This is a genomic window from Paenarthrobacter sp. NPDC090522 (assembly GCF_044769225.1).
Taxonomy (GTDB): domain Bacteria; phylum Actinomycetota; class Actinomycetes; order Actinomycetales; family Micrococcaceae; genus Arthrobacter.
Window position 1 is genome coordinate 213,138 of sequence record NZ_JBIVXL010000005.1, and the last position, 26,273, is coordinate 239,410.

30 protein-coding genes are annotated in these 26,273 nt (G+C 63.4%); 26 read left to right on the top strand and 4 right to left on the bottom strand.

Annotated elements, in window-relative coordinates:
- Window positions 1-143 precede the first annotated feature (143 nt).
- From ACIQT2_RS08330 to ACIQT2_RS08380, 11 genes are all read left to right on the top strand, one after another.
- Window positions 144-338, top strand: coding sequence for a hypothetical protein (locus ACIQT2_RS08330; RefSeq protein WP_402945400.1), 195 nt, complete (start codon window positions 144-146; stop codon window positions 336-338).
- 329 nt (window positions 339-667) lie between these two features.
- Window positions 668-1,693 (top strand): daptide biosynthesis RiPP recognition protein, encoded by a 1,026-nt coding sequence (gene mpaB, locus ACIQT2_RS08335; protein WP_402945403.1) that lies wholly within the window; start codon window positions 668-670, stop codon window positions 1,691-1,693.
- On the top strand, window positions 1,690-2,943 hold the full coding sequence (gene mpaD / locus ACIQT2_RS08340; RefSeq protein ID WP_402945405.1) for a daptide-type RiPP biosynthesis aminotransferase: 1,254 nt from the start codon (window positions 1,690-1,692) through the stop codon (window positions 2,941-2,943). Before mpaB ends, mpaD begins: the two co-directional genes overlap by 4 nt.
- The gene (mpaC, locus tag ACIQT2_RS08345) at window positions 2,940-4,151 is read left to right on the top strand and encodes a daptide-type RiPP biosynthesis dehydogenase (protein ID WP_402945408.1); all 1,212 of its coding nucleotides are present in this window, start codon (window positions 2,940-2,942) and stop codon (window positions 4,149-4,151) included. Before mpaD ends, mpaC begins: the two co-directional genes overlap by 4 nt.
- Complete coding sequence (locus ACIQT2_RS08350; RefSeq protein ID WP_400336464.1) at window positions 4,148-4,285, top strand: hypothetical protein; 138 nt, start codon at window positions 4,148-4,150, stop codon at window positions 4,283-4,285. Before mpaC ends, ACIQT2_RS08350 begins: the two co-directional genes overlap by 4 nt.
- A 55-nt stretch (window positions 4,286-4,340) precedes the next feature.
- The gene (locus tag ACIQT2_RS08355) at window positions 4,341-4,466 is read left to right on the top strand and encodes a daptide-type RiPP (RefSeq protein ID WP_397323449.1); all 126 of its coding nucleotides are present in this window, start codon (window positions 4,341-4,343) and stop codon (window positions 4,464-4,466) included.
- Between the two features lie 43 nt (window positions 4,467-4,509).
- A complete protein-coding gene (locus ACIQT2_RS08360) occupies window positions 4,510-4,635 on the top strand; it encodes a daptide-type RiPP (protein ID WP_400336463.1) in 126 nt (41 codons plus the stop codon).
- Between the two features lie 89 nt (window positions 4,636-4,724).
- Complete coding sequence (gene mpaM, locus ACIQT2_RS08365; RefSeq protein ID WP_402945412.1) at window positions 4,725-5,543, top strand: daptide-type RiPP biosynthesis methyltransferase; 819 nt, start codon at window positions 4,725-4,727, stop codon at window positions 5,541-5,543.
- Entirely contained in the window at window positions 5,540-6,757 is a 1,218-nt protein-coding gene (locus tag ACIQT2_RS08370) for a YcaO-like family protein (protein ID WP_402945414.1), read from the top strand. Before mpaM ends, ACIQT2_RS08370 begins: the two co-directional genes overlap by 4 nt.
- A complete protein-coding gene (gene mpaP, locus ACIQT2_RS08375) occupies window positions 6,754-8,391 on the top strand; it encodes a daptide biosynthesis intramembrane metalloprotease (RefSeq protein WP_402945416.1) in 1,638 nt (545 codons plus the stop codon). The genes ACIQT2_RS08370 and mpaP overlap by 4 nt, the downstream gene beginning before the upstream one ends.
- Before the next feature lie 47 nt (window positions 8,392-8,438).
- Complete coding sequence (locus tag ACIQT2_RS08380) at window positions 8,439-8,630, top strand: hypothetical protein (protein WP_397323444.1); 192 nt, start codon at window positions 8,439-8,441, stop codon at window positions 8,628-8,630.
- Window positions 8,631-8,652: 22 nt separating this feature from the next.
- Here the strand turns inward: ACIQT2_RS08380 and ggt are convergent, their stop codons facing one another.
- Together ggt and ACIQT2_RS08390 are read right to left on the bottom strand one after the other, a co-directional pair.
- Window positions 8,653-10,509, bottom strand: coding sequence for a gamma-glutamyltransferase (gene ggt, locus ACIQT2_RS08385; protein ID WP_402945420.1), 1,857 nt, complete (start codon window positions 10,507-10,509; stop codon window positions 8,653-8,655).
- A gap of 125 nt (window positions 10,510-10,634) precedes the next feature.
- Complete coding sequence (locus ACIQT2_RS08390) at window positions 10,635-11,534, bottom strand: patatin-like phospholipase family protein (RefSeq protein WP_402945422.1); 900 nt, start codon at window positions 11,532-11,534, stop codon at window positions 10,635-10,637.
- On the opposite strand from ACIQT2_RS08390, the gene ACIQT2_RS08395 reads away from it, so the two are divergent.
- The 5 genes from ACIQT2_RS08395 to ACIQT2_RS08415 all read left to right on the top strand — a co-directional run bounded on the left by ACIQT2_RS08395 (window position 11,527) and on the right by ACIQT2_RS08415 (window position 14,717).
- Complete coding sequence (locus ACIQT2_RS08395) at window positions 11,527-11,655, top strand: hypothetical protein (protein ID WP_400336452.1); 129 nt, start codon at window positions 11,527-11,529, stop codon at window positions 11,653-11,655. The genes ACIQT2_RS08390 and ACIQT2_RS08395 overlap by 8 nt on opposite strands.
- A 190-nt stretch (window positions 11,656-11,845) precedes the next feature.
- Entirely contained in the window at window positions 11,846-12,229 is a 384-nt protein-coding gene (locus ACIQT2_RS08400) for a DUF6153 family protein (protein ID WP_402945643.1), read from the top strand.
- Window positions 12,230-12,411: 182 nt separating this feature from the next.
- Window positions 12,412-13,014, top strand: a complete 603-nt coding sequence (locus ACIQT2_RS08405; RefSeq protein WP_402945425.1) for a DUF305 domain-containing protein — start codon at window positions 12,412-12,414, stop codon at window positions 13,012-13,014.
- Between the two features lie 247 nt (window positions 13,015-13,261).
- A complete protein-coding gene (locus tag ACIQT2_RS08410; RefSeq protein ID WP_402945427.1) occupies window positions 13,262-13,936 on the top strand; it encodes an Abi family protein in 675 nt (224 codons plus the stop codon).
- A gap of 121 nt (window positions 13,937-14,057) precedes the next feature.
- Window positions 14,058-14,717 carry a hypothetical protein gene (locus ACIQT2_RS08415; RefSeq protein WP_402945429.1) on the top strand — a complete coding sequence of 220 codons (660 nt, stop codon included), beginning with the start codon at window positions 14,058-14,060 and terminating at the stop codon, window positions 14,715-14,717.
- On the opposite strand, the gene ACIQT2_RS08420 is transcribed toward ACIQT2_RS08415, so the two are convergent.
- A complete protein-coding gene (locus ACIQT2_RS08420) occupies window positions 14,609-15,196 on the bottom strand; it encodes a thymidylate kinase (protein WP_402945431.1) in 588 nt (195 codons plus the stop codon). The genes ACIQT2_RS08415 and ACIQT2_RS08420 overlap by 109 nt on opposite strands.
- A gap of 482 nt (window positions 15,197-15,678) precedes the next feature.
- Between ACIQT2_RS08420 and ACIQT2_RS08425 the strand changes: the two genes are divergently transcribed.
- From ACIQT2_RS08425 to ACIQT2_RS08460, 8 genes are all read left to right on the top strand, one after another.
- On the top strand, window positions 15,679-15,942 hold the full coding sequence (locus ACIQT2_RS08425; protein WP_402945433.1) for a hypothetical protein: 264 nt from the start codon (window positions 15,679-15,681) through the stop codon (window positions 15,940-15,942).
- 319 nt (window positions 15,943-16,261) lie between these two features.
- Window positions 16,262-16,720, top strand: a complete 459-nt coding sequence (locus ACIQT2_RS08430; RefSeq protein WP_402945436.1) for a hypothetical protein — start codon at window positions 16,262-16,264, stop codon at window positions 16,718-16,720.
- Between the two features lie 24 nt (window positions 16,721-16,744).
- Window positions 16,745-17,944, top strand: coding sequence for an Nramp family divalent metal transporter (locus ACIQT2_RS08435; protein ID WP_402945646.1), 1,200 nt, complete (start codon window positions 16,745-16,747; stop codon window positions 17,942-17,944).
- On the top strand, window positions 17,944-18,366 hold the full coding sequence (locus tag ACIQT2_RS08440) for a hypothetical protein (protein WP_402945439.1): 423 nt from the start codon (window positions 17,944-17,946) through the stop codon (window positions 18,364-18,366). Before ACIQT2_RS08435 ends, ACIQT2_RS08440 begins: the two co-directional genes overlap by 1 nt.
- Window positions 18,353-18,688 (top strand): PRC-barrel domain-containing protein, encoded by a 336-nt coding sequence (locus tag ACIQT2_RS08445; protein ID WP_402945442.1) that lies wholly within the window; start codon window positions 18,353-18,355, stop codon window positions 18,686-18,688. The genes ACIQT2_RS08440 and ACIQT2_RS08445 overlap by 14 nt, the downstream gene beginning before the upstream one ends.
- A 125-nt stretch (window positions 18,689-18,813) precedes the next feature.
- Window positions 18,814-19,182 (top strand): hypothetical protein, encoded by a 369-nt coding sequence (locus ACIQT2_RS08450; RefSeq protein ID WP_402945444.1) that lies wholly within the window; start codon window positions 18,814-18,816, stop codon window positions 19,180-19,182.
- Window positions 19,183-19,248: 66 nt separating this feature from the next.
- Window positions 19,249-19,734 (top strand): SRPBCC family protein, encoded by a 486-nt coding sequence (locus tag ACIQT2_RS08455; protein ID WP_402945447.1) that lies wholly within the window; start codon window positions 19,249-19,251, stop codon window positions 19,732-19,734.
- 90 nt (window positions 19,735-19,824) lie between these two features.
- Entirely contained in the window at window positions 19,825-21,354 is a 1,530-nt protein-coding gene (locus ACIQT2_RS08460) for a CHAD domain-containing protein (RefSeq protein ID WP_402945450.1), read from the top strand.
- A 51-nt stretch (window positions 21,355-21,405) separates the two neighbouring features.
- On the opposite strand, the gene ACIQT2_RS08465 is transcribed toward ACIQT2_RS08460, so the two are convergent.
- Complete coding sequence (locus ACIQT2_RS08465; protein WP_402945453.1) at window positions 21,406-22,242, bottom strand: alpha/beta fold hydrolase; 837 nt, start codon at window positions 22,240-22,242, stop codon at window positions 21,406-21,408.
- A gap of 143 nt (window positions 22,243-22,385) precedes the next feature.
- Between ACIQT2_RS08465 and ACIQT2_RS08470 the strand changes: the two genes are divergently transcribed.
- Together ACIQT2_RS08470 and ACIQT2_RS08475 are read left to right on the top strand one after the other, a co-directional pair.
- Window positions 22,386-24,122: an ABC transporter ATP-binding protein gene (locus tag ACIQT2_RS08470; RefSeq protein WP_402945456.1), complete on the top strand. Its 1,737-nt coding sequence runs from the start codon at window positions 22,386-22,388 to the stop codon at window positions 24,120-24,122.
- Window positions 24,119-26,098, top strand: coding sequence for an ABC transporter ATP-binding protein (locus tag ACIQT2_RS08475; protein WP_402945459.1), 1,980 nt, complete (start codon window positions 24,119-24,121; stop codon window positions 26,096-26,098). The genes ACIQT2_RS08470 and ACIQT2_RS08475 overlap by 4 nt, the downstream gene beginning before the upstream one ends.
- The last annotated feature ends 175 nt before the right edge of the window (window positions 26,099-26,273 follow it).

The following is a 26,273-nucleotide window of genomic DNA, read 5'->3' on the forward strand; positions in this document are numbered from 1 at the left end:
TCCCGTTTTCACCACCTAATTTCGTCAAAATCACCACCTAATTTCAGAAATCCCATTCGTGAGAGCACCTTCGTCCCTTTAGATGCACGGTGGGTGCGGCAACCGCCGTCACCCCACCTGGATGAGGAGGAGCCCGGCCGACCGTGACATGGTACAGATACGTACACCAAGTGGTTTTCGTGGCATCGTTCATGCCTCTGATGCTGAATCTGGTGCCTACGTGGCAAGGCGTTGTGATTCCGTTCCTCGCGATCATTCCTTATGCCGCCAACGAGATCTGGCTGACGCGCAAGAAGGCGAAGGCCAAGACAACCAATTCCTCTGACACCGCACGCTGAAGAACGGTAGCCCCCTTAACTTCGAAGGCTACCTACTCTTCGGATTCTGCAATCTCGACCCCGCCCACCAGCCTCGTGCCTGGTGGGCGGGGTTCTTCGCGTTGGGAGGCCGCGACCGAGCAGCGGAACATCCAAAACCCACCACCTAGACGCCCCTGTCAAAACCCCTAGTTTCCCGTTTTCACCACCTAATTTCGCCAAAATCACCACCTAATTTCGATTTTCCCAATCGTGGAGGGCCTCCGCGCCCATAGTGTCCTTCCCATGAACGAGCCCGTCCGAAGGGCCCGCTCAGGGGGACAACAGGACAACTATTGGGGGTTGGCACTTTGACGCTGAGTCAGGAACAAACCATCGCGGCGGCGGTGGATCAGTGGGTGACGGGAATCCCGGACCGCATACCGGGCCATGTGGTCTTCGCGGAGAACGCCGCGCATGCCGGTTACGCCAAGGACCTGGCCGTGGAGGGCTCTGTGGTCCTGGTGGTGGATGGTGACGCTGACGATCCGGACATCGCCACGGTCAAAGGCAGTTTTGATGAGCCGGGTGGTGAGCTGCTGGTGGGCGGCACGCTGAACCTTGAAATCCAGGATTACGTTGCCCTGCCCTTCGTCAACCTGGTGGGTGCGACGGTAGTCCGGATCACGGGGCTGGAAGATCAGCAGGCGTTCTTCGACGATGCAGACGAGGCGCGGAGATCCGGGCACTTCATCGTCCAGCTCACGGAGGTCAACGCCGTGCTGAGCGAACGCGGGTTGCTGGGCGGGCACGGCAGCCTCAACCGCAGCCTGTCGCGAATCCACATCACAGCGGACGGCACCATTCTCAACGGACCGTATGGAACAGTGATCGGGTGGGCCGGCGATCCCTTGCATGACCTCCGCATCAAAGCAGTCCCGCTGAAACCCGAATCGGCGGTGGCCTCCATCAGCGATGCTGCCGAGATGAGGGCGCAGCTCAGCGATCGTCCGTGGATTCCGCGCTACCTCGCCGCATTGGACGCATGGAAGTTCATCCTGCGGGACCACCACGTGGATACCCGGCTGGTCGGCTTTGGCCTGAGCCTGTACGGGGCCACGGAAAGCCACAACCATCCACTGCCCGGAGCACCGTTTATCCTCGAACGGCACGGCGAGTACAGGCTCCTGGACACCAAGACCGGCCGGCTCTTCAAAATCGGCGCAGACGCGGCCACCCTGATCGAGGCGATCTCCAACCTCAGGGACGTCGAGGCAGCAGCCACGGTCACCGCCACCACGCTGGGCGTTTCGCCGGCCGCAGCCGAGGGTTCGGCACGGTCCGTCGTGGCCCAGTTCGACCAGCTCGGCATCGACCTGCTCGGAGAACTGCTGTGAGTCTTCCGCTCTGGGTCCCGCTGGTCACCCAGCACGACTTTGACCAGGACAGCTTCACGGCAACAGCGGCCGACGGCGTTCATGTCACCTTCGCCGACAAGCAGCGGAGACTGTGCGCGAAGAGTGGTCTGTGGAACGCCAACCTTGGCTTCGGCAACCCGGTCATCGCCGCGGCCGTGGCCGAGGAACTCAAGAGGGCCTCCTATCTGCCGCTTTTTCGGACAGCACACGAACGCGCCATCGAGGCGGCAGACGCCCTGCTGGGTCTGTCCGGGAACACGTTCAGCAAGGTTCTCTTCTCCACGTCCGGAAGTGCGGCCAACGACGCCGTCATGAAGCTCGCCCGCCAGTTCTGCGTCCTGAATGGCCAGCCGGAAAGGAAACTCATTGTCGGGCTCAGGGGCAGCTATCACGGCCTGACGTACGGCAGCCAGGCCCTCAGCGGCGACGAGCTTGGCCAAGCGGTGTACGGCGTGGATGGCCGGAACGTCCGGCACGTCGGCTTCGACACCACCCAGGAGCTGGACAACCTGATGCGCCGCGAGGGTCATCGGATCGCGGCAGTGGTGGTGGAGCCTGTGCTTGGCTCCGGCGCGGAGGTGGTCCCGGAAGACTTCCTCCAAGCACTCCGGCGGCACCGGCAGGAACACGGGTTCCTCCTGGTGGCGGATGAAGTAGCAACAGGATTCGGCCGGGTCAGTTCCTGGTTCGCGTCCGACGAATGGGTGGAATCACCGGACATCATCGTCACTTCCAAGGGCCTGACCAACGGCACCGCGGCCTGTGCCGCGCTCCTCATCGCCCATCGCATCACGGACGTCTTCGACGCCACCGAATCCGTCTTCGTCCATGGTGAAACGCAAGCCGGCACCCCGTCCACCTGCGCTGCTGTCCTGGCCACCATCAGTGAGATGGAGCGCCTGGATTTTCAGAGGCTGAACAAGGAGGTTGCCGACGGGCTGGACCGGCTCCTCGCCGAACTCAGGGACATCCGAGGTGTCGGCGGAACGACAGGACGCGGCTGCATGAGGGGCGTGAAGCTCCACACGGACAACGGTTCGCCCCTTTCGGCGAACGGCACCCTCGCCGTGGTGAGGCGCATCCACCAGGCCGGTGCAATCGTCCAACCCGGCCCGGGAAGGATCCAGCTCCTGCCCTCGCTCACGTATACGGAGGACAACTTCCGGGAACTGCATGTGGCCATCGTTCACGGCTTAACCGAAGCCCGCGCCGACGGAGTTTTCGCATGATCGCCGACCGTACATGGAAGACCCGGTGCGTCATCCTGGGTGCCGGAATGACGCCGAAGTACGTGGGCTCACTGACCCGCGGACGCGTAGGGATCGTGGCCGATGCTTCCCTCACCGAACATCGGAACCGGCTCAGGGAGGGCGATCTCCGCGGCGCTCCAGCCCTCGACCTGAAGGCAACGCCCGTGAGCATCCAAACGCTGAGGGATGTCATCGAATTCATCCAGGTCCACCGGCTGGACACGATCGTCGGGCTGGGTGGCGGTTCGATTCTCGACGCCGTCAAACTCGCTGCGATGTTCTCCGCGGACCCCAGCCTGGCGATCTTCGTGGAGCGCCACGCCAAGCGTTCGGGTTTGCTCGTGCTGCCTCCCATCCCGTTCTCCAACAAGCGCCTGAAGACGATCCTCCTCCCGTCCACCGTGGGGACCGGAGCGGAAGTCAGCGCTGTAGCGTGCCTGGATACCGCCGTCGGACGCCGTCTCCTGGCGTCGCCGCACCTTGCGGGCGACGCCGCAGTGCTCGACGCCGGACACCTTGCCACTTTGCCGCGGACGCTGGTTCTGGAGGGGCTTCTTGAAGCGTTCCTGCGCGTGGCCGGGACGATGATCGGCAGCAGCGCGAGCATGTTCGACGACGACGGTCACCACTTGCTGCGGCGGGTCCTGCACGTGGGGGAGCAACTGACATCACGGGATACCCCTGATCTGCGGCTGGCGGCGGCGAGGCTCAGCATGGAAACCCACACGGGTTGGTCGCTGATGGGCCGTAATCCGTATGGCGCCAGGCATTGGTACGTCGCCAACGAACTGGCGTACCTGACGGGTACGCGAAAGATGACCGCAACCGCCGCGCTGATCCCGCCTGTGTGGGCCGAGATCGGAAAGGGCAACGCGGCCTGGGGCAGCGAACAGCGGTTGAACCGGCTCTGGGCCGAGGTCACCCTGGGCGCAACGCATCTGAACCCGCATCCGGCCAGGGGCATCGCCGAACTCATCCAGCAATGGGACGTTCCGCGGGTGGTGCCCGCCAGCAAGGAAACCATCCGGGATACCGCGGCCGCCGCCATCCGCAATTGGGGAGGCGTCCTCCCTATGTTGCGGGGACTCGACGTCTTCCAGGTCAAGCACGTCCTCCGCTCAGCGACCATCCAAAACTTGCCCGACGGATCACCCGCGATCAGCAAGAGGGAGGAGGTGAGCACATGATCAGCACCCCCAAGGCCCTGGACCTCAACGTCCAGGAACTGGAAAGCATCGACCTGCCGGACGACTGGACCGAACGGATCCACGGAATCACCGTAGGCCTGGCGCTGGTGGGCATCGTCGTCACCATCACGTGACCGTGACCGTGACCGTGATCGCGACCGCGCAACCGCAGGAGAGGAGGTGAAGCACATGCAGAAACAGCTCAATCTGGCCATCCAGGAAGTCGAGTCCTTGGACACTCCGGATTTCAACAACTGGTTTGTCGGCGTCACACAGGGAGTGGCCATCGGCCTCATCGCCGTGAGCATCACCTAGACCCGGTAACACCAGCAAACACAACACGCGAAAGGAGGCAGCAATGACGCTCCAACTCAGCATCGAAGAACTTGAAAACCTGGACACCCCGGATGACACCCCCTGGTACATCCGCGTCGGTGACGTGATCATCATTGCCGGCATCGTCGTCGGCATCGCGGCCACCTAGCCGCTACCCAAGCCAGCACACGCGGGTGGTTTCCTTCCTCAACCGCCCGCGTGTGCTCCTCCCGAAGCAACTCCCAAGGACACATGCCGATGAACCCAGCACCTGACCAGACTGCCGATGCCATCCTTCGCGTCCTCGGACACCTGGACCCGCCCGAAGACCTCTACAGCGTGTCGGGGTCCCGCCTCTATGACCAGATCACCGCCAAAGACCTCACCGAACTACCCGAAATCCAGGCAGCAGCCCGCAAGACGACGGGCCCCATCCTTGAACTGGCAGCCGGGTCCGGGCGGATAACGCGTGCGCTGCTGGCGCTGGGGCGTCCGGTAACTGCCGTCGATTCTTCCGTGGAGATGCTGGAGCTGCTCGCCGCAAAGGTTGGTACGGTTCCGTTCAACCCGAGGGGCGCGGACGTGGAACTCCTGCAGGCGGACATGTCCCGGGTGGAGCTCGACGGCGGTTTCGGTTGCGTCGTTCTCGGAGCCAGTTCCGTGACGCTCCTGGACCGTGACGATCGCCGCCGGCTCTTCCGCCGTGTCAGGGAGGCACTGGCCCCGGAAGGCAGGTTCCTGCTCACCGTCCTGAACGCTGACAGCCACCAGGGCGGAACAACGTACGACGGCGGCACAACGGTTTCGGCGTTGGGGGAAGACTCCTTCCTCATTACGGCGGAAAGCCGGGATCCCGTTAACGGTGCGCGGCACGTGACCATGATCCACGTCAGCTTCAACGAGGGCGGGACGTACCGCTCGTCGGCGTATGCCAGCGAGATTGCGTTCGTCAGCAATGACCTCATACAGGAGGAACTTGTCGGAGAAGGACTGACCATCCTGGAACGCCGGCCCGTCAGGATTGCCACTCCGAGTCCTGGCTTGAAGGACATCGAACTTTGGGTGTGTGGGAAATGAGTATCGCAACGGAATTGACCCTCGATCCTGTCTTGACCCTGGATCCCACCTACGGCCTGGTCTCCGAGGCCACCGTCTACCCGCCGAACGAGTCCGGGCTCTGGCGGACTGTCGCACTACTCGCCAATGGTGGGTCGGCCACGTCAGGGTTCGCCTCCGCCGTAGGCGCTTTTGACGTGCGGCGGCGGGGATCGTTGATCCGGGGCGCCGGCGAAGCCGTGGAACGGTTTGCACTGGCACCGGTTTTGGTGGACGCCGACTACCTGGTGGCGAGTCCGGGTGCTGAGCCAATCGACTTCGTCACCACCGGCCTGGGCAGGGCGTCCGCGCTGGCCTGCGATTTCCCTTGGTACCGTGCCACCGAACTGTTGACGGGAGCGGAGTCGCAGGTGCCTGCGCCCGTGGTGGACTACAGGCCAGGCTGTCCCTCCCCATCCCGGTGGGAGCGCTATTTCGACCCCTCCCCGAACGGTGCGGCCTCAGGACCGTCGGAAGCTTTCGCCCAGGCGTCGGCCCTCGTGGAGGTGCTGGAACGCGACGCCTTCCTGTCGGCCTGGCGCTCCCAGGCACCCCTGCGCAAGGTGGACCTCGCGGAACTGCCGCAGTCGGCCCGTGATCGGAGCCTGGCTGTCCTTCTTGAGGCGGCCAGAACGGCAGGCGTCCACCTCACGCTGGCCTTCGTTGGGAACGACAGCCCGGTCCACACCGCGGTCTGCGTCATTATCGGCGCCACGTCCTCGGCTTCGTTCGGCGCGGTGGGACTCAAAGCGTCCGCCGATCCACTGTCCGCAATGCTCGGTGCGCTGCAGGAAGGGCTGCAAATCCGGGAGCTGTTCCTGTCCCGGAAGCCAGCGCCCTTTGGGGCGGGTGATTCGGTGACCGGCGACTCTTCCCGTGCCGACTTCTGGAGCGCGCCACAAGCCGTATCCACCCTGCAGGCGTGGCTCCAGTCCTTCCCCACGGAACCGGTCCCAGCCGTGAAACCTGTGCCGGGTGTCGATGTCCTGGTGAGGCATCTGGCCAGTCGAGGTATCGACTCGCACTGGGTCGACCTCACCCACAGGCTTCCCACCCCAATCGCGGAGCTCGGCTGGATCACTGGGAAAGTGGTCTGTCCAGGTGCCGTGCAATTGACCATGGACGAGACCAAGAACCTGTCCCTGTTCGGCCCCGTTGCCGAGCGACTGACACTGACCCCGCATCCGCTGATATGAGACCGGCCAAGAAGCTCTCCACCTATGCGCCGGTGTGGCCCGTCCAGCTGGCGCCGACGGCATCAATCGACCCTCCGGTGCAGGACGGCGCTCCGTGGATCGTGGCCTTGAACGGCGTACCCAGAGCCAGGGTCTCCGGTGATGTTGCTGCTGTCCTGCGAACCGTGGATGGTGTGAAGGGACCCGAACACATAGCGGCACAACTGGGGGAGCCATGGACTGCCCGGGAAGTCACGGGCGTGGTGGAGCAGCTTGCGAACACACGAATTTTCGACGGCGGCACTCACCGCGCGAAGGTCCGCTGGGTCCAGTTCCGGGCTCCACTGACGGTCCAGTTGACGCTTTTTAACCCAACCGTGTTCCTGTACTCCCTTCGTCCCTTTGTAGCGGCCTTGGCCCGACGCGAAGTGCTGGTCCTGGCCGCGTTGCTGGTGCTCGGCGGAATGGTTGGCCTGAGCACTGCGGGGCATGAGATCCTGCGGGTCCTTTCGACGCCACTTCCCTTGGAGGCCTACCTGGGGGTGGCCGCAGCGATGTTCGCTTCGACGCTGCTGCACGAACTGGGCCACGGTATGGCCCTCGCGTACTTTGGCGGTCAGCCGAGGCGCATCGGCATCATGTTGTTTTATCTCTCGCCCGCGTTCTTCTGCGACGTGACCGATGGCTGGCGCCTTCCTTCGCGTAGGCAAAGGGTGCTCGTGGCGCTGGCTGGTCCCATGGTCCACCTCGGGCTGGGCAGCGCTGCCCTGTCGGTGCAGGGACTCATGACCGGCTCCACTGCCAAAGACGGTGTCCTTCTCTATGGGGTGCTCTGTTACTGCGTGGCTGTCCTGAACCTGTTTCCGTTCATCAAGCTGGACGGCTACGTGGCACTGATGTCTGCCCTGGATGTTCCCTATCTTCGGAGAAAGTCGATGGACGCGATGGGAGAACTGGTCAGGATCCACGTGTTTGGGGCACGACACTCCCTGCCCAAGCGGGGTTTGCTTCCGTGGTTTGGCTTGGCGAGCTTCGTGGCCGGCCTGGCTTTCATGGTCGTCGGTTTCCAGCGACTGGTTCCTGTGTTCCTGCAGTTTGGCTTCGCTGGACATCTGGTGGTGGCGGCAGTCGTGCTCCTGCTCCTGGCCGTGGTATCCGCGAGCATCGTGCGCTTCTTCCTTGCTGCAACACGCAACGGGAGTCCATTCTGGCGGCGGGTACTCATGGGCGCAGCAGGAATAGGGGTGCTTGCCGTGGTCCTGGCCGCGGTCCCGGTGACATCCAGCCAGGTTGCGGGCTACACCTTGGTGGACGGGCGCCTGAACATCGTCACCCCTGTCGGTTCAACGCTGGCCACGTTCGCGGAAGGCGACCGCGTCTCCCTGCAGTCGCAGGGCTTGGTGATCCACCGCGATCTGGGCGTGGCCACCATCGGTTCGCTGCCGCCGTCGTTATCCAAAGCGCCGCTTGAGGCCCTGGTGCCGGTGACATTTGGCGGCCTGGCCGTCCCCGCTCAGTCCTACGACGCTGACATCCGGGAAACCGGATACCTGCCGTCTGCCGGACGTGCAGAGATTACCAGCCGCGTTCAGCTGAGCCTGGGGGAGTGGTTGTGGAGCGCGGTTGCTTCCTCGCCACTTTGGCCGGGGGATTAGGCGGTCCGGCACATGACCAGAAACGGATCAACGCAAAGGAATTCATCGTGAACCAAAAATCGCTCGTATGGCTGTTGCTGGCCCTGATTCTGGCCTTCTACTCGCTTTACGTCTTTCTCTCGAACGGAAGCGAGACCGCATGGCCGATCGTTACCGGCACCATTTGCGCAGTCGGCGCGGGAGTGTCGTTCTGGCGCTCCATGGTGGAGGTCAGGGCGGACCGCGAAGAAGAAGACTGAACGCGGTCCGCACGTGCATGACCTACTTGGGTTTGGGTCCCTTGCCGCGGTCGCGCTGCTCCGTGGACACCACCATGGCGGAGCCACCGCCGCGGCGAACAGGTTCGGCGGCCGCCGTCAGCTTCCCGTCTTGGCCGAACTCGATCGCGGTAGCTGCACCTATCTCGGCAGCCGAGGTGAACGCATCGCCGGCCGGAACCAGCTTGTGTCCCAGCGCCGTGAGCGGTGGGCCGTAAGCAGTGATGAAGTCCGGCTCCGCGGTAACGTTCGCCGTGTTCCGCTGTGCCGCGCGCGGTGCCGCAAGCGCCTCCGAGATGTTCATGCCCAAGTCCACGCGGTTCAGGATGGTCTGCAGAACCGTGGTGATGATGGTGGAGCCTCCGGGTGAGCCGAGTGCCAGGAAGGGCTTGCCGTTGTCGAGGATGATGGTGGGGGACATCGACGAGCGCGGACGCTTGCCCGGTTCAATCCTGTTCGGATCCGTGGCACTGTACACCGTGCTGAAGTCGGTGAGTTCGTTGTTCAGCAGGAATCCACGGCCGGGAACAACAATTCCCGATCCGCCGGTCTGCTCGATCGTCAACGTGTACTCAACAACGTTGCCCCACTTGTCCGCGACCGTCATGTTGGTGGTTGAGATGTTTTCGGTGTCCTTCTCGTCGGCGAGGGGTGCAGCGGAAGTCGGGCACGCGCCGTCGTACGTTGTGACGTCGCCAGGGGCGACTGGCTTGGCGGCCGCCGCCATCGGGTTGATGCTGCACGCGCGTTCCTTGCCGAACACGGGATCGAGGAGAGCCTTGGTGGGGACGTTGACGAAGGCCGGGTCGCCGACATACGCGCCGCGGTCGGCGAAAGCCAGGGCGCTCGCCTCGAAGTAGCGATGCAGCGCGTCCGTTGTTCCCATGCCCGCGAGGTCGGACGGCTCCAGGATGTTGAGCGCCTCGCCCACCGTGGTTCCGCCGCTGCTGGAAGGAGCCATGCCGTAGACGTCGTAGCCGCGGTAGTTCATGTGCGTCGGGTCTTGGTCGATGGCTTTATAGTTCGCCAGGTCTTGGGTGGTCATGGAACCCACCGGGACCGGCAGGTCGGTGGCACCAGATTTCGGCGGCGCCTGCACCGTGGCTGCGATCTCCTTCGCGAGTTGGCCGCCGTAGAACGCGGAGGTGCCTTCCTTGGCCAGCAGCCTGTAAGTGGCCGCGAGTTCGGGGTTCTTGAAGACACTTCCGACGGCGGGAGCGTCGCCACCGGGCAGGAACAGCTTCTGGGTTGAAGTGAACGTGTTGAAGCGGAGCTGGTTGTCGAGCGTTTGCTGGCGGAACGTCTTATCCACCACGAAGCCACGGTTGGCTACCTGGATGGCAGGCTTCAGGGCATCGCCCAGATCCATGGTTCCCCACCGTTTCAGCGCCCGTTCCCATGTAGCGGGCGTGCCGGGGACACCCACGGAGACGCCGCTGGTCACGAGTTCCGGAGTGAAGTTGTAGGGCTGCTTCGTCGCAGGGTCGATGAAGGCATCCTTGGCGATGCCTGCCGGAGCGGTCTCGCGACCGTCGATGGTTCCCACCTTGCCCGTCTTGGCGTCGTAGTAAACGAAGTACCCGCCACCACCGATGCCGGCACTGTAGGGCTCGGTGACACCGAGGGTGGCGGCAGCCGCGACCGCTGCATCGGCCGCGTTGCCGCCCTTCCTCAGTACCTCGATAGCCGCCGCAGAAGCCTCCGGGTCAACCGTGGACACAGCGCCTCCGTAGCCTGTTGCCGTGGCATTCTTCTCCGTTTGGCGCGGATCAGCGAACGCCGGACTGGCTACTGCTCCGCTCGTGACGCTCAGGGCCAAGGCTGCAGTGACCGCAGCAATTCGACGTCTCACCTGTGTCATGGTGTCTCCCAGATCTTTCCCAGACGGGGTTGAGGGTTGGCGGTCCGGCCACCCTACTCCGGGGTCAGGAGGGGAACAACGGTTGAGTTTTGGCGGGCTTCGGCGTATTTAGGCTGCTTCCCGGATCAGTCCCAGAAGTCCCCGAGCCGTGGTGCGAGCTGCCGCCCTTGCTCGTAACCTGCCCGTGCCGCGGCCGGGCGGAGGGACAGATCCATGGCGTTGGCACCAAACATGTGCTCCGCGTCAGAGGCCGGGAAGATGGTCTCCACCTTGCTGCCAGCTGCCCGCAAACCGTCCACCTGCGTGGCGAGATCCATTCCCCATTCGGCAGGAGTGCGCGTCCTTCCACCGAACGGTGAGAGCACCAGGACGGCGCTGTACCCGGACGCGAGGTCCGCGTTCTCTGCGTTGGCGCGGTAGCCGCCGTCGATATAGTCGCCCGAGCCGATGTTGTACGCGAAACCGCTGGCACAACTCGCGGCTACGGCGTCCACCAACTCCACCCCGCTGTCCCGGTGGAACGCCGCCGGTTCGCCCGTCCGGGCGTCGACGGCAGTGATGAGGATCGGCGTATCCGGCCACTCGGGACCGGGCAGCCGGCTGGCTACGGTAGAGCGCCACCTGTCCTGCGTGGAGGCGTCCAGTGCTGCCTGCAGTTCAAGGGCCGAAGCTCCCAGCCGACGGCGCATGTCCGCCATGTCTTCGGATTCGGCCATGATGCGGGCCGTGCGTTCCATGTGGTCGGACGCGCTGCGAACCCGCCCCTCGTTGGGGTCAGCGTGGTTGGTGCGGGGACGGTAGTCGGCATTGACGACGGCGGCAAAGAGTTCGGCGGGATTCCCACCGGTGATCTGGGCTGCGGCCGTGGAACCCGCCGACGTGCCGATGATCAGGTCTGCCTTGGTGACGTCGAGGCCGGCTTCGACCAGTCCTGCAACGACGCCGATCAGCCATGCGTTACCTGTTGAACCGCCGCCACCGAGGACCAGGGCGCGGGTGTTTCCTTGAGGATGTGTTGTGTTCATTGGAGTCGCCTTTCGCGATGTGCGTGGTTGGCGCTCCGATGGCGGCTACTTCAGCCGCGAAACCGTGGACTCCTGGGGAGCGCCCATTGCTGATACTGCGTACATGGGTCTCACCTCCTGAGGATTTGTCACGATCTCCGGGAATGCTAGCACGGTTCGCGTGGACAGGCAGAGGATGTCAGCGGACATAGGCAGAATACTTCCCCCGGCGGAAGTGTTGTGCCTGCACGGTTGCCCCCCGGGGCAGGAACTTGGCGCAACCCGGGCCGGTAGGGTGGAACCACCGGGATGGAAGGAGGTCGGCCGTGGAAATGCTTGGTGCCAAGACTCGCTCTTTTCTGCGGACGGCGGGCCTGCTCTCCGCCGTGTTCGCGTTGATTGCCGGGATTCTTGGCATGCACGTGATGACGGGAACGCACTCACTGCACGCCACGGCGGCTGCAACACATGCAAAGCACGCCGTAGAGGCTCCCTCCGCTGAGCACTGTTCCTGCGCCACCGACTGCACGGATCAGCACGTCAAGACCGTGTCCTGTACCCCGACAGTTGCCACCGGTGCCCTCGCAGCTCCGGCGCCGGACAGCAGCGCGGCCCTACCGGTTACGCTACAGCCCGTAGCCTTCGCCTCGGGCAAAGTCTGGCAGTACCGCCCCGACGGACCCTCTCCCGGGGACTTGTCCATCAGTAGAACGTAGGCCAATCCACGGCGTCCGTCCCGAGCGGACCGCCCGGCCTCATGTAGTCCGCGTACGGACCGCATGAGGACCGTACCTTCACAGCGCCATTGGGCCGCGGTTGCCCGCCGAATCGCGCATCGCTGATGTTGACCACCCCAGCAGGAAATGTCCCTGCACCCACCACGAAGGACCCTATTGTCATGCACACCAAGAAGCTCTTGCCCGTAGCAGCCACCGCCATCGCAGCCGCCATTGCCCTGGCCGGCTGTTCGGGAACCCCTGGCTCTACGGCATCGTCAATGCCCGGCATGGACCACGGAAACATGGGCAGCAGCCAATCTGCGGCATCGGACCACAACGCCGCGGACGTGATGTTCGCCCAGATGATGGTCCCGCACCACATCCAGGCGATCGAGATGAGCGACGTGATCCTCAAGAAGCAGGACATCCCCGTCAGCGTCACTGGCCTGGCCACCAGGATCAAGGCCGCCCAAGCCCCTGAAATCGACACAATGAACGGCTGGCTCAAGGACTGGAACCAGTCAATGCAGATGCCGTCCGGCCACAGTATGGACGGCATGATGAGTGCCGACGACATGACCAAGCTCGAGGCAGCCCAGGGGACGGAAGCGGCAAAACTGTTCCTGACCCAGATGATCACCCACCACGAGGGCGCCATCACCATGGCCAAGACCGAAATATCCAATGGCAAGAACGCCGCTGCGATCCAGCTCAGCAAGGACATCGTCAGCGCCCAAGAGGCCGAGATCAAGGAAATGCAGCAACTTCTGGCCGTGCTTTAGAGGCGGAACTGGATGGAAGTAGCGGAGTTGCCGGAGGTACCCGCTACTTCCACTCTCCGATCTGCCGATGCGACGTGAATATGCGTGGCCAGATGAGGTCCACGTGCTTATGCGCGTCGACAAAATTGTCTGTGCGACGTGGAATGCTGCGTTAAAGCAAAATCCCGGCCGTGTGATCGGTCCTTCGAAGAGGACTACAGGGACGGTTCCGGGATGTTCACTACGAGACTACGCGGGGTAGCGACGTATGGTCAACTCGTCCGACATGCGGTTCTTCCAAGCCAACTTCGGCCGTGCCCGGTTGCAGCATTACCTTGATGAGTGCCAGGGAGACATTGGGAGGGTTATGCATCTCTACCAATGGAACACCGAACTCTCCGCAGCGTTCTGGGAGTCTTTGGGTCATCTGGAAGTAGCCCTTCGAAATGCCATTGATCAACAGATGTCGGCTCGGCATTTGGGGAAAGGTCGCCCAGGTCACTGGATCTACGACGACGCCAGGGAGCTAGGGCGGGGCCGTGGCAAGGGGACTGCCAAACACGCCTATCCTTACGCCGACATCGACACCGCCATCAAACGCGTGCGCAAGAACAAGATGCCTACAGACCCAGGTCAAATCATCTCCGAGATTTCCTTCGGGTTCTGGCACCAGATGGTATCGAAGGGGCAGATGGCCCTATGGCCGGATTTGGCGGGAGCTTTCCCGTACATGAACGGTCGAAGCCAAAGGACTGTCGCGGACAAAGTGGAGTCGCTGCGGGCACTGCGAAACAGGATCGGCCACCATCACAGGATCTGGTCGATTGACGTCGCCACAAAGTACGCGCAGTTGGTTGCACTGGCTGGCTATATCAGCCCCCAGCTTGCGTCGTGGATCGACGATCGAAGCAGGGTGCGGGCCTTGTTGGCCCGGCGACCGTAAGAACGCCATTGATTTGCCTTGAAGCGCGGGTCTATCGGCCGAATTCGCTCTGGACAGCTGGCGGCTTCGGCTGCAATCTGGTGTATGGGCTTCAGCAGTGGGGCCTTCCCAGGAGGCCGCCATGGGCAGGTTCGGAGACTTCTTCGACGCCAGGATTCACAGAAACCCGTTGCCTTCCAGCGCGCCGCCGCCCCGGCCCGCCGCCGATTCGATCGTGGTACCCAAGCTTGCCGAGGTAGTGGGTGGCGTGGTGGCGATGCTGCGGCAGTCCGGCCGTGCGCCGGTTCCCGTGGTGGATACCGGGCAGTCGGCGGGTTGGCCGCGCGTCTTCGTTCTGGGGCAGCTGAGTCCCAAAGAGCACGACGCCGGAACCGCCTTTGCGGAGGTAGCCCTGGATGGTTCGGGTCGGCTTGCGTTGTTCCACGAAGTGCGGGTGGCCGCCCACGGATCGTGGGTGGTTCCCATTGGGTCGTCGGCCTTGGAGCACCGCTACCGGCGGCAAGTGGGCGCGATCGGGACGTCACGTGAGGCGCAGACGTTCCCCATCATCCTTGACCGCGGCGGGGAACTGATGATCTTGCCAGTGTGGCGTCCGGAATACCCGGATGAGGTGCCGCTGAGCCGCTACCTTTACGCGTTGGCTGAGGAAAGCGGCGGTCTGCCGGCACCCTCTTATGCACTAGCCGGGCCGATCACTCGTTCGAGTTCCGCCAAGACTTCGCCTGGCGTGCCGTTGGCGTCCACAACCACGAATTCCGCAAAACCCGGGATCGAGCTGTAGGCAGTCCGAAGAGCCGTTAGATGGTCCAGGGTTTCCTGGTCGGTGCCACGGATGGTCACCCGGTGATGGGCCAGTTCGGGCGCGGCATCGATGAACACCACGGCATCAGGTGCCGGAAGCCGGCCCAGCAGCCAGGGAACTACGCGGCCCGCCCGCAGGCCGTGTGCTCGGCGTAGGGCTAGTTGACAGTGGAGATGCCTGTCCATCACCACCAGCCCACGGGGGTGGCGGCAGGCGAATAACCAGGCCCGCGCGTGCGACACAAGAACGTTGGACACCCGGATGGAAGTCTCCACGGCGTCTGCGAGGCGCGGCGGAAGGCCCCAGCCGATGCGTCGGCTGATGTTCGAGAGGCGACGTCGCGCAGCGTGGTTGCTGAGCAGCAGTGCCGCGCGACCTGAATCCCGGGTTGCGGCTACCAGGGCGTGTGCGGCCGTCGTTTTCCCTGAACCGTCTATACCGGTGAGAACGATGAGCATGGGCCTCCCTTCGTCTTATGTCCAACGGGGGAGCGGCCCGACCCGTGCCGGATTGAGGTGCAGATCACTATGGCGCCACGGCGTGAAGTGATCCTTAAATATCCCTGCGAGCCCCTTCGCCAATACACAAAGCATGCTTATCATGTAGCTGTGCACGTGCTTCCCATAAATAGTGCTTCGTTTGAAGCGCAGCCGATATGGGTAAGCACGGAACAAGGAGACGAGAATCTCCGTACGGTGCCCGTTGCCATGGGGTGGAGCTTCGAAAGGAGTTCCAGCGGACGCCTTCCTCACTGGACATATTTGTTTGAAGGGATGCGTAGCTTTATGAACACACTATTGGTTATTGCAGGCGTGATTGCGATCGTCCTGCTGCTGGTTGGTGGATTCAACCAAGCCCTTAGTTTCTTGCTGTGGGTAGGAATTATCCTGCTTGTCCTGGCTTTGCTGGGATGGGTTCTCGGACGGGGGCGGTCGCGCGTATGACTTCGGATCCCGTGGAATCTGGGGGCTTTAGCCAGGTCCACGACGGCGTCACGACGCCCGGCCAGCCGATCCCCAGGGATCTTGGCTCACCTGACTCACCAGCTCAGGTGCCGGTGGGCGTCGCATCCGGCGGAGAACCGGATGACGCCGCCGATGTTGGAGAGAACAAGTCGGCGGACCCGCCCGGGCCGGCTGAAGAAAAGGATGACCAAACTGCGGATGACCGTGGTTTGACGACTGAAACCAATCCGACGGACTGATCGGAACTGGCGGCCGCGGGCAAGGACATATTGCCCGCGGCCGTTTCCGATTCCGCCTTATGCGGAAAGTCCCTGAATCGATTGAGGACAAAATGCGCATCGGTTCATTTATCGGGCTGATCGTTGTTGTGTGGCTCGTTATAGGCGCGGTAGCCGCGGGCCAACGTGGCTACTACAACGCACCTCCAGCCCAGTGCTCACAATTTGCCACCATCGCCCTGAATATTGTTGCCGGGCCCCTGAATTACACAGGTTTGAATCCGCAGGGTGGATGCGAGGTTCCGCGACCATCGTGAACCGCTTTCGGTGGTATTTCGCCATGGTTCTCCTCGCCCTGGCAACGTTGGCCGGAGCGCTTTCGTCCTGCGCGCAGTCTCCCACCAGCCAGGCGTTGGAGGGGCCCCTGAAAGAGGCGGTGTCAGCCGTGCGGACCACCGCTTTGGCCGTGGACTTGCGGATTAAAGAACATACGACGGCGGCAGCCGGCTCCACCGCTGCTGACGACATGGTGAAGCAGCTTGAATCTGCCACGGATGAAGTAGGAGCCCTGTCAGGCGCTACATCCGACGAGCGTAAGCTGCGTGAGGATGTCCTGGCCACGTTCTCCACGGCTTCCCGGGCCATGCTCCATGCCCGTGATGCGTTGACCGCGCCGCAGGGCGGGCCCGAGGATGGCCAATCCGGTTCGGGAGAGTCCAAGCTGGCTCCCGTCCTGGACGAACTGCACAGCGCCTCCCGCCAACTCGACGCACTCATGGCCAAGGCCGGCATCCAGTGAAACGGCCCCGGTGTTGCGCTCGGCATCCTGACGGCTATCGGGGGCTTCGTTGACATCGGGGATCTGGTGACCAACGCGGTGGTGGGTTCCCGCTTTGGCATGTCCCTGGCCTGGGTAGTCCTGGTGGGTGTAGTGGGCATCTGCCTTTTCGCGAACATGTCCGGCAGGGTGGCTGCGGTCTCGGGACGGGCTACGTTCGAGGTGATCCGTGAGCGCATGGGCGCCCGCGCCGGGCTGGCCAACCTGGGCGCATCCTTCCTGATCAACCTCATGACGGTCACTGCCGAGATTGGCGGTGTTGCGCTTGCCCTCCAGCTGGCCAGCGGCGTGGCCTACCTGCTGTGGGTTCCTGTTGCCTTGCTTGCCGTGTGGTTGGTGATCTGGCGGGTGAAGTTCAAGATCATGGAGAACGTCACCGGGCTCATGGGCCTCACGCTGGTGGTATTCGCGGTGGCGTTGTTCCTCCTGAAACCGGACTGGGGCCAACTGGCCACCCAGGCATTTGCCCCGTCGATTTCGCATGAGGAGAGCGGCGGGACGTATTGGTATTACGCAATCGCACTCTTCGGTGCCGCGATGACGCCTTATGAGGTGTTCTTCTTCTCCTCGGGCGCAGTGGAGGAACGGTGGAAGGTGAAGGACCTGGCGCAGGCCCGGCTCAACGTCCTCCTTGGCTTCCCGCTTGGCGGATTCCTCTCGCTCGCCATAGCCGCGTGCGCCGCCGTCGTTCTCTTGCCCGCCAGCATCAGCGTCACCACTCTGTCCCAAGTGGTGATGCCCGTTGCGCAGGCGAGCGGCCAGTTGGCCCTGGCCGTGCTGATCCTTGGCGTGGTTGCTGCCACGTTCGGGGCGGCCCTGGAGACCACGTTGTCCAGCGGCTATACGCTGGCGCAGTACTTCGGATGGTCCTGGGGGAAGTTCCGCAGGCCGGCGCAGGCAGCCCGCTTCCACGTGTCCATGATCGTGGTGCTGCTGGTGGGTGTGGCGGTGCTGGCCACGGGTGTGGACCCGATCCTGGTGACCGAGTACTCCGTGGTCTTTTCCGCGATCGCCCTGCCTTTGACCTACCTGCCCATCCTCACTGTGGCCAACGATCCGCAATACATGGGCAAGTACGTCAACAAACGCGCGGTCAATGTGGCAGGGATGGTCTACCTGGTCATCATCCTTGCGGCCTCGATTGCGGCCATCCCCTTGATGATCGCTACGGGAGCAGGTGCCTGATGCCCAAACCCAGGGGGATAGACGCCAGCGAACTCCGGCCAGCGGCGCGGACTGCCGGCTTGGTGCTCGACGCGCAGCTGCACCTGCTGGACCGGCAGGTTTTGGACGTCGACGGCGTCCCGGTCACCACGGTTGACGACATCGAACTCAGTGGTCCGGCTCCGGATGAGCCGATTCCGGAAGGCTCCGATCCTCCGTACATCACCGCTTTGTTGACCGGCCCCGTCCTGGGGACGCGTATCTTTGGCGGCAGGCCGCCGTCGAGCAGGTTGAGCAGGATCCCTTGGGACGTTGTCTCCGGCGTGGACACGGTGCTGACCGTCGGCGTCCGGTCTGACTCCCTGGATGCCTCGTGGGTGGAACGATGGCTGCGGAACCACGTGATCGGGCGGATCCCGGGAGGTCGCCATGATCCTGACTGACATGCTTGGCACGGATGTGGTGGACAGTGCCGGGAAGAGGCTGGGTGAGGTTTCGGACCTCCGGTTCGCCTTGGATTCCGCCCCGTCACGGCTCTTGAGCAAGGCGCGGTTGGTAGGGATCATCGTGAGTCCCCGGACGGCGTCGTCATTCCTGGGGTTTGAGCGGCAGAACCTGTCCCAACCGTGGCCCCTGGCGCAGTTGCTGCGGTGGCGCCACAGGGGCTCGTTCATGGTGCTTTGGGAAGACATTGCCAAGGTGGGAGCGGACGCCGTCACGTTGAGGCCGGACTTCACGCCCTACGAATCCGAACTCGCACCATAGTGCCTCAAAGGCCAAGATAATAAGTTTGCTGAGTATTTTCTGTAAACGGTGGACATGACGCTAAGTACCCTTATAAGTTCGAAGTGTTCCATCAAGTGTTCAACCACATGGAAAGGACAGGTCTCATGGACACGCAGAATCCGACACCCGAAGAGGAAGTTGGAGGCTACGGCACGCCGACAGCAGAGCAGGAAGCCGGAGGCAGCCAGGCGCAGCCCCGCGTGGAAGAAGACCTCAGCGAGGCCGGCCTGAGCCAGGACAGCCCCGACGGCGAAACGTATGCCACGGGAGCTCCCAACCTGAGCCACCTGGATCCGGAAGACTCGGACAGTTCGGGGGAACCGGGGGCAGGACGTTTCGGAGGAACAGACGAGCAGGCCCGTGAAGAGCAGAACCTGGAGCCGGACGGCGACCTGCCCGACGGCAGCGGGAACAACCTGCCGCAGGACCAATCCCCGAACGATGACGATGAAGAGGACTTCAACGCAGGCTAGCCGTCCGACCCCAGGCAACAAGCGTGCCCGCGGACAAGCACCACAGCACTGAAGGAGAAGCATTTCATGGCTACGGTCAACAAATCAGTAGAAGTAGACGTCCCCGTTTCTGTCGCATACAACCAGTGGACCCAGTTCGAGAGCTTTCCGGAGTTCATGAACGGGGTGGAAGCCGTCCAGCAGATCGATGAGACGGCGCTCCATTTCTCCACCAACATCGGCGGCGTCAAGCGTGACTACAACGCGCAGATCATTGAGCAAGTCCCGGATTCCGTGGTGAGCTGGGCCAGCGTCGATGGCCCCCGCAACGCCGGGTCTGTGACGTTCGAGCCACTGGACGACGCGCGGACCCGGGTCAATGTGGCTATCGACTGGGAGCCTGAAGGCTTGGCCGAGAAGGCCGGATCCGCGCTGGGGGCGGACAGCCTTCGGGTTGGCGCGGACCTGGACAAGTTCAAAAAATTCATCGAAGCCCAAGGACACGAAACCGGAGCATGGCGGGGCACTGTTACCGGTGGCGATGTGGACGAAGGCGGAGGAGCATTGCTATAACGCAAGTCCTCGTGAAGGCCGGCCAAGCGAACGGGCCGGCCTTCACGGGCGCCTTCCATCGCCTACTCCAAACGAGGAGGATCCGCAGTCATGGCCCAGTCCACCAGTGTGGAAGCAGAGCAAAAGTTCGACGCCGACGCTTCCACGCCGCTCCCGGAACTCCACCGGATCGACGGCGTCGGCAAGGTAGGTGAACCCGCCACCCATCAGCTGGAAGCCGTTTACTTCGATACGCAGAACCTGGCCTTGGCCGGGCGCAGGATCACCCTGCGGCGACGAACCGGCGGACCCGACGCCGGCTGGCACCTGAAGCTCCCGCACAGCCCTGGCAAGCGAACCGAAATCCACGCTCCGCTGGGCCAGCCCGAAACGGTTCCCCCGGACCTTATGTCCCGCATCCTTGCGTACACCCGGGGCCATGCCGTGTCCGCCGTGGCAACACTCACCACTGAACGCACCAGCTACCAGCTGTACCAGTCCGACGGCGGACGCCTCGCCCAGTTCGTTGACGACCACGTGCACGCGCTGGTCTCCCTCGATGACGGACACGCCCACAGCTGGCGGGAATGGGAAGTGGAGCTCGCCCCCGGCCATGACGATGCAGCTGGGGACAAGTTCCTTGATGCCGCCGCAGCGCTCCTGGCCAAGACCGGGGCGAACCCCAGTGAGCGCACGTCCAAGCTGGCCACGGCCTTCGGTGACCTGTGGCCGGCAGCCAAGGGTACCGGCCGCGAAATGCCCCAGCGCAAGGGTCCGGCCGTGGTTCCCGTGCTGAACTACCTGGACATGCAGGTGGCCAGGCTACTCCTGCAGGACTCACACGTTCGCTTGGAACGCGAGGACTCCGTCCATCAGATGCGGTCGGCCACCCGGCGGATCCGTTCCGTGCTGCACAGCTACCGCAAACTGTTCAAGCCCTATCCCGTGGCTGAGCTCGAACTCGGGCTGAAATCGCTGGCCAAGACCTTGGGACGTTACAGGGATGCCGAAGTGCTCCATGAGCGGCTGACGAAGTCCCTCGACGAGTTGCCCGGAAAACTGGTGCTCGGTCCGCTGAAGAACCAACTGGACGAGCGCATGAAGGTCCGGAAGGACACCTCCCTCTCCGCCATCCATGCACGGCTCAACAGCCCACGCTACTTCCGGCTGCTCGATGAGCTCGAAGCCTTCCTCGAGGCCCCTCCTGTTGCCCCGTCGGTAACCCCCGGGGCGAGGAAGGCCACCCGGAAATTCGTCAACAAGGCGGCCAAGCGCCTGGCCAAGCGTCACGACGCGGCCCTGGGTACCGCCGTCGGGCCTGCACGTGACAAAGCGTTCCACGATGTCCGGAAGGCGGCCAAGAAACTGCGGTTTGCGGCGGCCGCCGTCGAGAGCATCCATGGCAAGCGTGCCGCCAAGTTGTCCGATGCCGCGCATAACGTCCAGCGGATCCTCGGCGAGCACCAGGACAGTGCCGTGGCCCGGGCCGAACTCCTCAAACTGGGATCGGCGGCGGACGCGGGCACTGCGGCCTTCACGTACGGGCTGCTCCACGAAGCCGAACGGGCAGTGGCGGAGGCTTTCGAAAAGGAGTATCTGCGCAGCGGAAAGAAGGCGCGCAAACTCCGGCTCAGGAAGTAGGAAAGATGCCCCCGAAGCAGCAGCTTCGAGGGCATCTTCCGTTCGGAGGGTCTACTTCTTCAGGAAGCCCAGCAGGGCCTCGTTGATCTCCGCTCCGTGCGTCCAGAGGAGGCCGTGTGGTGCCCCTTCGATTTCCACGTACTCGGCGCTGGGCAGGGCATCCTTGAACCTGCGGCCCGTGGCGTCGATGGGCAGGATGTTGTCCGCCGTGCCATGGACGATCAGCGTGGGAACATCGATCTTGGGGATGTCCGCCCGGAAGTCAGTCACCCAGGTGGGCTGGGCGGCTACGGACGCAAAGGCGCCGGACTGGGAGGCCAGGTTCCAGCTAGCGTCCACGGATTCCTGGCTCAGGCGGTCGGTGCCCAGGAAAGTATCGCTGTTGTAGAAGTTCTTGAAGAACTCGGTGAAGAACGCGTAGCGGTCGGCTTTCACTGCCTGGGCCAGGCCGTCGAAGACATCCTGCGGAACGCCGTCCGGGTTGTCGTCCGTCTTCAGCAGGAAAGGTTCCAGCGAGCCGAGGAACACGGCCTTGGCAACGCGGGCGGAACCATATGTGGCGATGTACCGGGCAACTTCGCCGGTGCCCATGGAGAAGCCCACCAGCACGGCGTCGTTCAGGTCCAGGGTTTCCAGGACGGTCTTGAGGTCCGCGGCGAACGTGTCGTAGTCGTAGCCAACGGTGGGCTTGCTGGACTTGCCGAAGCCCCGGCGGTCGTAGGTGATGACCCGGTAACCGGCGTCCAGAAGTGCTGCGGTTTGCTTCTCCCAGGACGAACCATCCAGCGGGTAGCCGTGGATCAGAACCACTGCCTGTCCCGACCCGTGATCCTCGTAATAGAGCTCAATCTCAGTGCTGTTTTCGTTTCCGACGGTGATGTAAGCCAAGACTTCGGTCCCTTCGTAGCGGTTCTGGGGTGGAACGTTTCCAGCCTACTGAATTCCCTCTAGTTGCCCACAGCAACCAGACGTAAACTGGCCTTCGGTCCACCACGTTCTGGCGGACCCTTGCCACGGGCTTGGGAGACCGCATGCTTTGGAAAGTCCTTGTTCGTTTCCTGCGGCCGCATCAGCGGCTGCTGATCGCCGTCGTCGTATTCCAGCTCGCGCAGTCCATCGCCTCGCTGTACCTTCCGACGCTTAACGCCGACATCATCGACAACGGCGTGGCCGTGGGGGATACCGACTACATCCTGCGCATGGGCGGCCTGATGCTGCTGATCACGCTGCTGCAAATCGCCTGCGCCGTTGTGGCGGTGTACTTCGGAGCCAAGGCGGCCATGAGCATGGGACGCGATGTCCGGGATGCGATCTTCAGCCGTGTGGGTGACTTCTCGGAGCAGGAGGTCACGCGGTTCGGTGCCGCGTCGCTGATCACCCGGTCCACCAACGACGTTCAACAGGTCCAACAACTCGTGTTGATGTCCTGCACGCTCATGGTGGCGGCGCCCATGTTGAGTATCGGCGGCGTCATCATGGCCGTTCGCCAGGATGCGCAGTTGTCGTGGCTGATCGCCGTGTGCGTGCCGGTGCTGCTTGTTTGCGTCGGCCTGATCGTGACGCGCATGGTGCCGCTGTTCCGCAAGATGCAGATCCGGATCGACGCAGTGAACCGGGTCCTCCGCGAACAGCTCACCGGCATCCGTGTGGTGCGCGCGTTCGTGCGGGAAGACATGGAGTCGGCCCGCTTCGGCAAAGCGAACGACGACGTCACGGACGTTGCGCTGCGGGCCGGCCGTTTGATGAGCCTCATGTTTCCTGTGGTCATGTTGGTGATGAACGTTTCCAGTGTGGCGGTGATCTGGTTCGGGTCCTTCAGGATCGAGGACGGTTCCATGCAGGTGGGCACGTTGATCGCGTTCCTGAGCTACCTCATGCAGATCCTCATGTCCGTCATGATGGCAACGTTCATGGCCGTCATGATCCCGCGCGCCTCCGTCTCAGCCGACCGCATCGGCGAGGTGCTGGACACCGACTCAAGCGTCCTGCCGCCGTCGAACCCTGTTTCCCCCACCGGCCGTCGCAGCGGCCAACTGGAAATGCACGACGTCGGATTCGCCTACCCGGGTGCCGAGCAGCCCGTGCTCAGCGGAGTGTCCTTCACAGCGTTGGCTGGCCGGACCACCGCGATCATCGGCAGCACCGGAGCCGGAAAGACCACGCTGGTGAACCTGATGCCGCGGCTCTTCGACGCAACCTCCGGTTCAGTGCGCATGGACGGCGTGGACATCCGTGAGCTGCACCCCGACCTGTTGTGGGGACACATTGGCCTGGTGCCGCAAAAGCCCTACCTCTTCTCGGGGACGGTCCGCAGCAACCTCCTCTACGGCAAGCCGGATGCCAGCGAGGAAGAACTCTGGCAAGCGCTCACGGTGGCGCAAGCCCGTGATTTCGTGGAGCAGATGGAGGGCGGGCTGGATGCTCCCATTTCACAAGGCGGAACCAACGTCTCCGGTGGGCAGCGCCAGCGGCTCGCGATCGCGCGGGCCCTGGTGAAACGCCCCGAGCTGTACATTTTCGATGACTCGTTCTCTTCCCTGGATACCGCCACGGATGCCCGGCTCCGCCAGGCGCTCAAGAACCACACCAGCGGTGCCACGCTGGTGATCATCGCCCAGCGGGTCTCCAGCATCGCGGACGCGGACCAGATCCTGGTGCTCGACGGCGGCAGGATCGTTGGGCAGGGAACGCATGATGAGTTGTTGGAGACTTCCGAAACCTACCGGGAGATCGTGTCCTCCCAGCTCGCAGCGGAGGAGGCAGCATGAGCACTGCTACTGCTACTGGACCTTCCGGCGCCCGTGGCCCGCAGCGGCCGGCCATGGGTCCAGGAAGAGGCGGCCCGTTCGCCGGAATGAACGTCCCCGCCGAGAAAGCGTCCAACTTCGGTGCATCGGCCCGCCGGTTGCTGGGTACGTTGCAGCCCGAACGCATGTGGCTGACCATCGTGGTGGTTTTTGCCGTGGCCAGCGTGGCGTTGAACGTCATTGGCCCACGGTTGTTGGGCGAGGGTACCAACCTGATCTTTGCCGGCGTCGTCTCCAAGCAGTTGCCCGCGGGGGTTTCGAAAGCCGACGTGATCGCAGGACTCCGGGCCTCCGGCGACGACGCCAAAGCCGACATGCTCAACGCGATGACCCTGACACCCGGCGTCGGAATCGACTTCGGGGCGTTGTCTTCGGTGCTGCTGTGGGCGCTGGCACTGTACGTGCTGGCCGCCGCGTTTGGCTGGATGCAGGCGTACGTGCTGAACGGCGTCGTCCAGCGGACCGTGTACCGCCTGCGCGAACGGATCGAAGCCAAAATCCACCGGCTGCCCCTGCGCTACTTCGACTCCATCCAGCGTGGTGAGCTGCTCAGCCGGGTCACCAATGATGTGGACAACATCTCCCAAAGCCTCCAACAATCCATCAGCCAAGTGGTTTCCTCGCTCCTGACCGTGCTGGGTGTGCTGGTGATGATGTTCATCCTCTCGCCCCTGCTTGCGTTGATCGCGCTGGTGACCATCCCGATGACCCTCGGCATCACCATGCTGATCGCCAAACGCTCCCAAAAGCTCTTCGTGGCGCAGTGGAAGAACACCGGCGAGCTCAACGGCCAGATCGAGGAAACCTACACCGGACATGCCTTGGTGAAAGTCTTTGGTCGGCAGAACGAAGTGCAGGACCGCTTCCGGACCAAGAACGCCGAGCTCTACCAAGCGAGCTTCGGGGCACAGTTCGTCAGCGGCCTCATCATGCCGGCCATGACCTTCATCGGGAACCTCGTCTACGTGGGCATCGCCGTGGTGGGCGGCCTGCAGGTAGCTTCCGGCGCCATGCAGCTCGGCGACGTCCAGGCGTTCATCCAGTACTCCCGCCAGTTCACCATGCCCTTGGCGCAGCTCGGATCCATGGCGAACATGCTGCAATCCGGCGTGGCCTCGGCGGAGCGGGTCTTTGAGTTGCTGGACGAAGAGGAAGAGTCGGCTGAGCCCGCTCCTTCCGGTTCCGGTGCCGGCCGCGGGAGGCTCGTCTTCGAGAACGTCTCCTTCAGCTACTCGCCGGACAAGCCGCTCATCAAGGACCTGGACCTGGTGGCCGAGCCTGGCCAGAGCATCGCCATTGTGGGGCCCACCGGCGCGGGCAAGACCACGCTGGTGAACCTCATGATGCGGTTCTACGAGCTCGACGGCGGCCGGATCACCTTGGACGGCGTGGACATCGCCACCATGTCCCGGCAGGAACTGCGCTCGCGGATGGGCATGGTCCTCCAGGACACCTGGCTGTTCGGCGGGACCATCCGGGACAACATCGCTTACGGACGCCCTGATGCTTCGGAGTCCTCGATTGTGGAAGCTGCACAGGCCACCTACGTTGACCGCTTTGTGCGCTCGCTCCCGGAGGGTTACGACACCGTCCTGGACGACGAGGGCAGCAACGTTTCGGCAGGGGAGAAGCAGCTCCTCACCATTGCCCGGGCCTTCCTGTCCCGGCCCTCGGTGCTCATCCTGGACGAGGCCACCAGCTCAGTGGACACCCGTACCGAGGTCTTGGTCCAGAAAGCCATGAATGCCCTGCGCTCCGACCGAACCAGCTTTGTCATCGCCCACCGGCTCTCCACCATTCGGGACGCCGACCTCATCCTGGTGATGGAGGCCGGGCAGATCGTGGAGCAGGGGACCCACACCGAGTTGCTTTCTGCGGGTGGGGCGTATTCCAGGCTGTACGAGGCCCAGTTCGCGGCGCCGGCTGCGGAGGTGTGAGGGCTCCCGTTTGCTGCCGGTCGCCTGCCTGGTCGCCGGACCGTACGTTCCAGACCTACTCCCCGCCCCGCCACGACCTACTTTGACGCCGGACGCCGCGTCGGCCAACCGTCATGGGTTGAGTTTGGACCAATCCGCTCTCAAAGTAGGTCGCGGCGGTACGCGCCTATGGCGG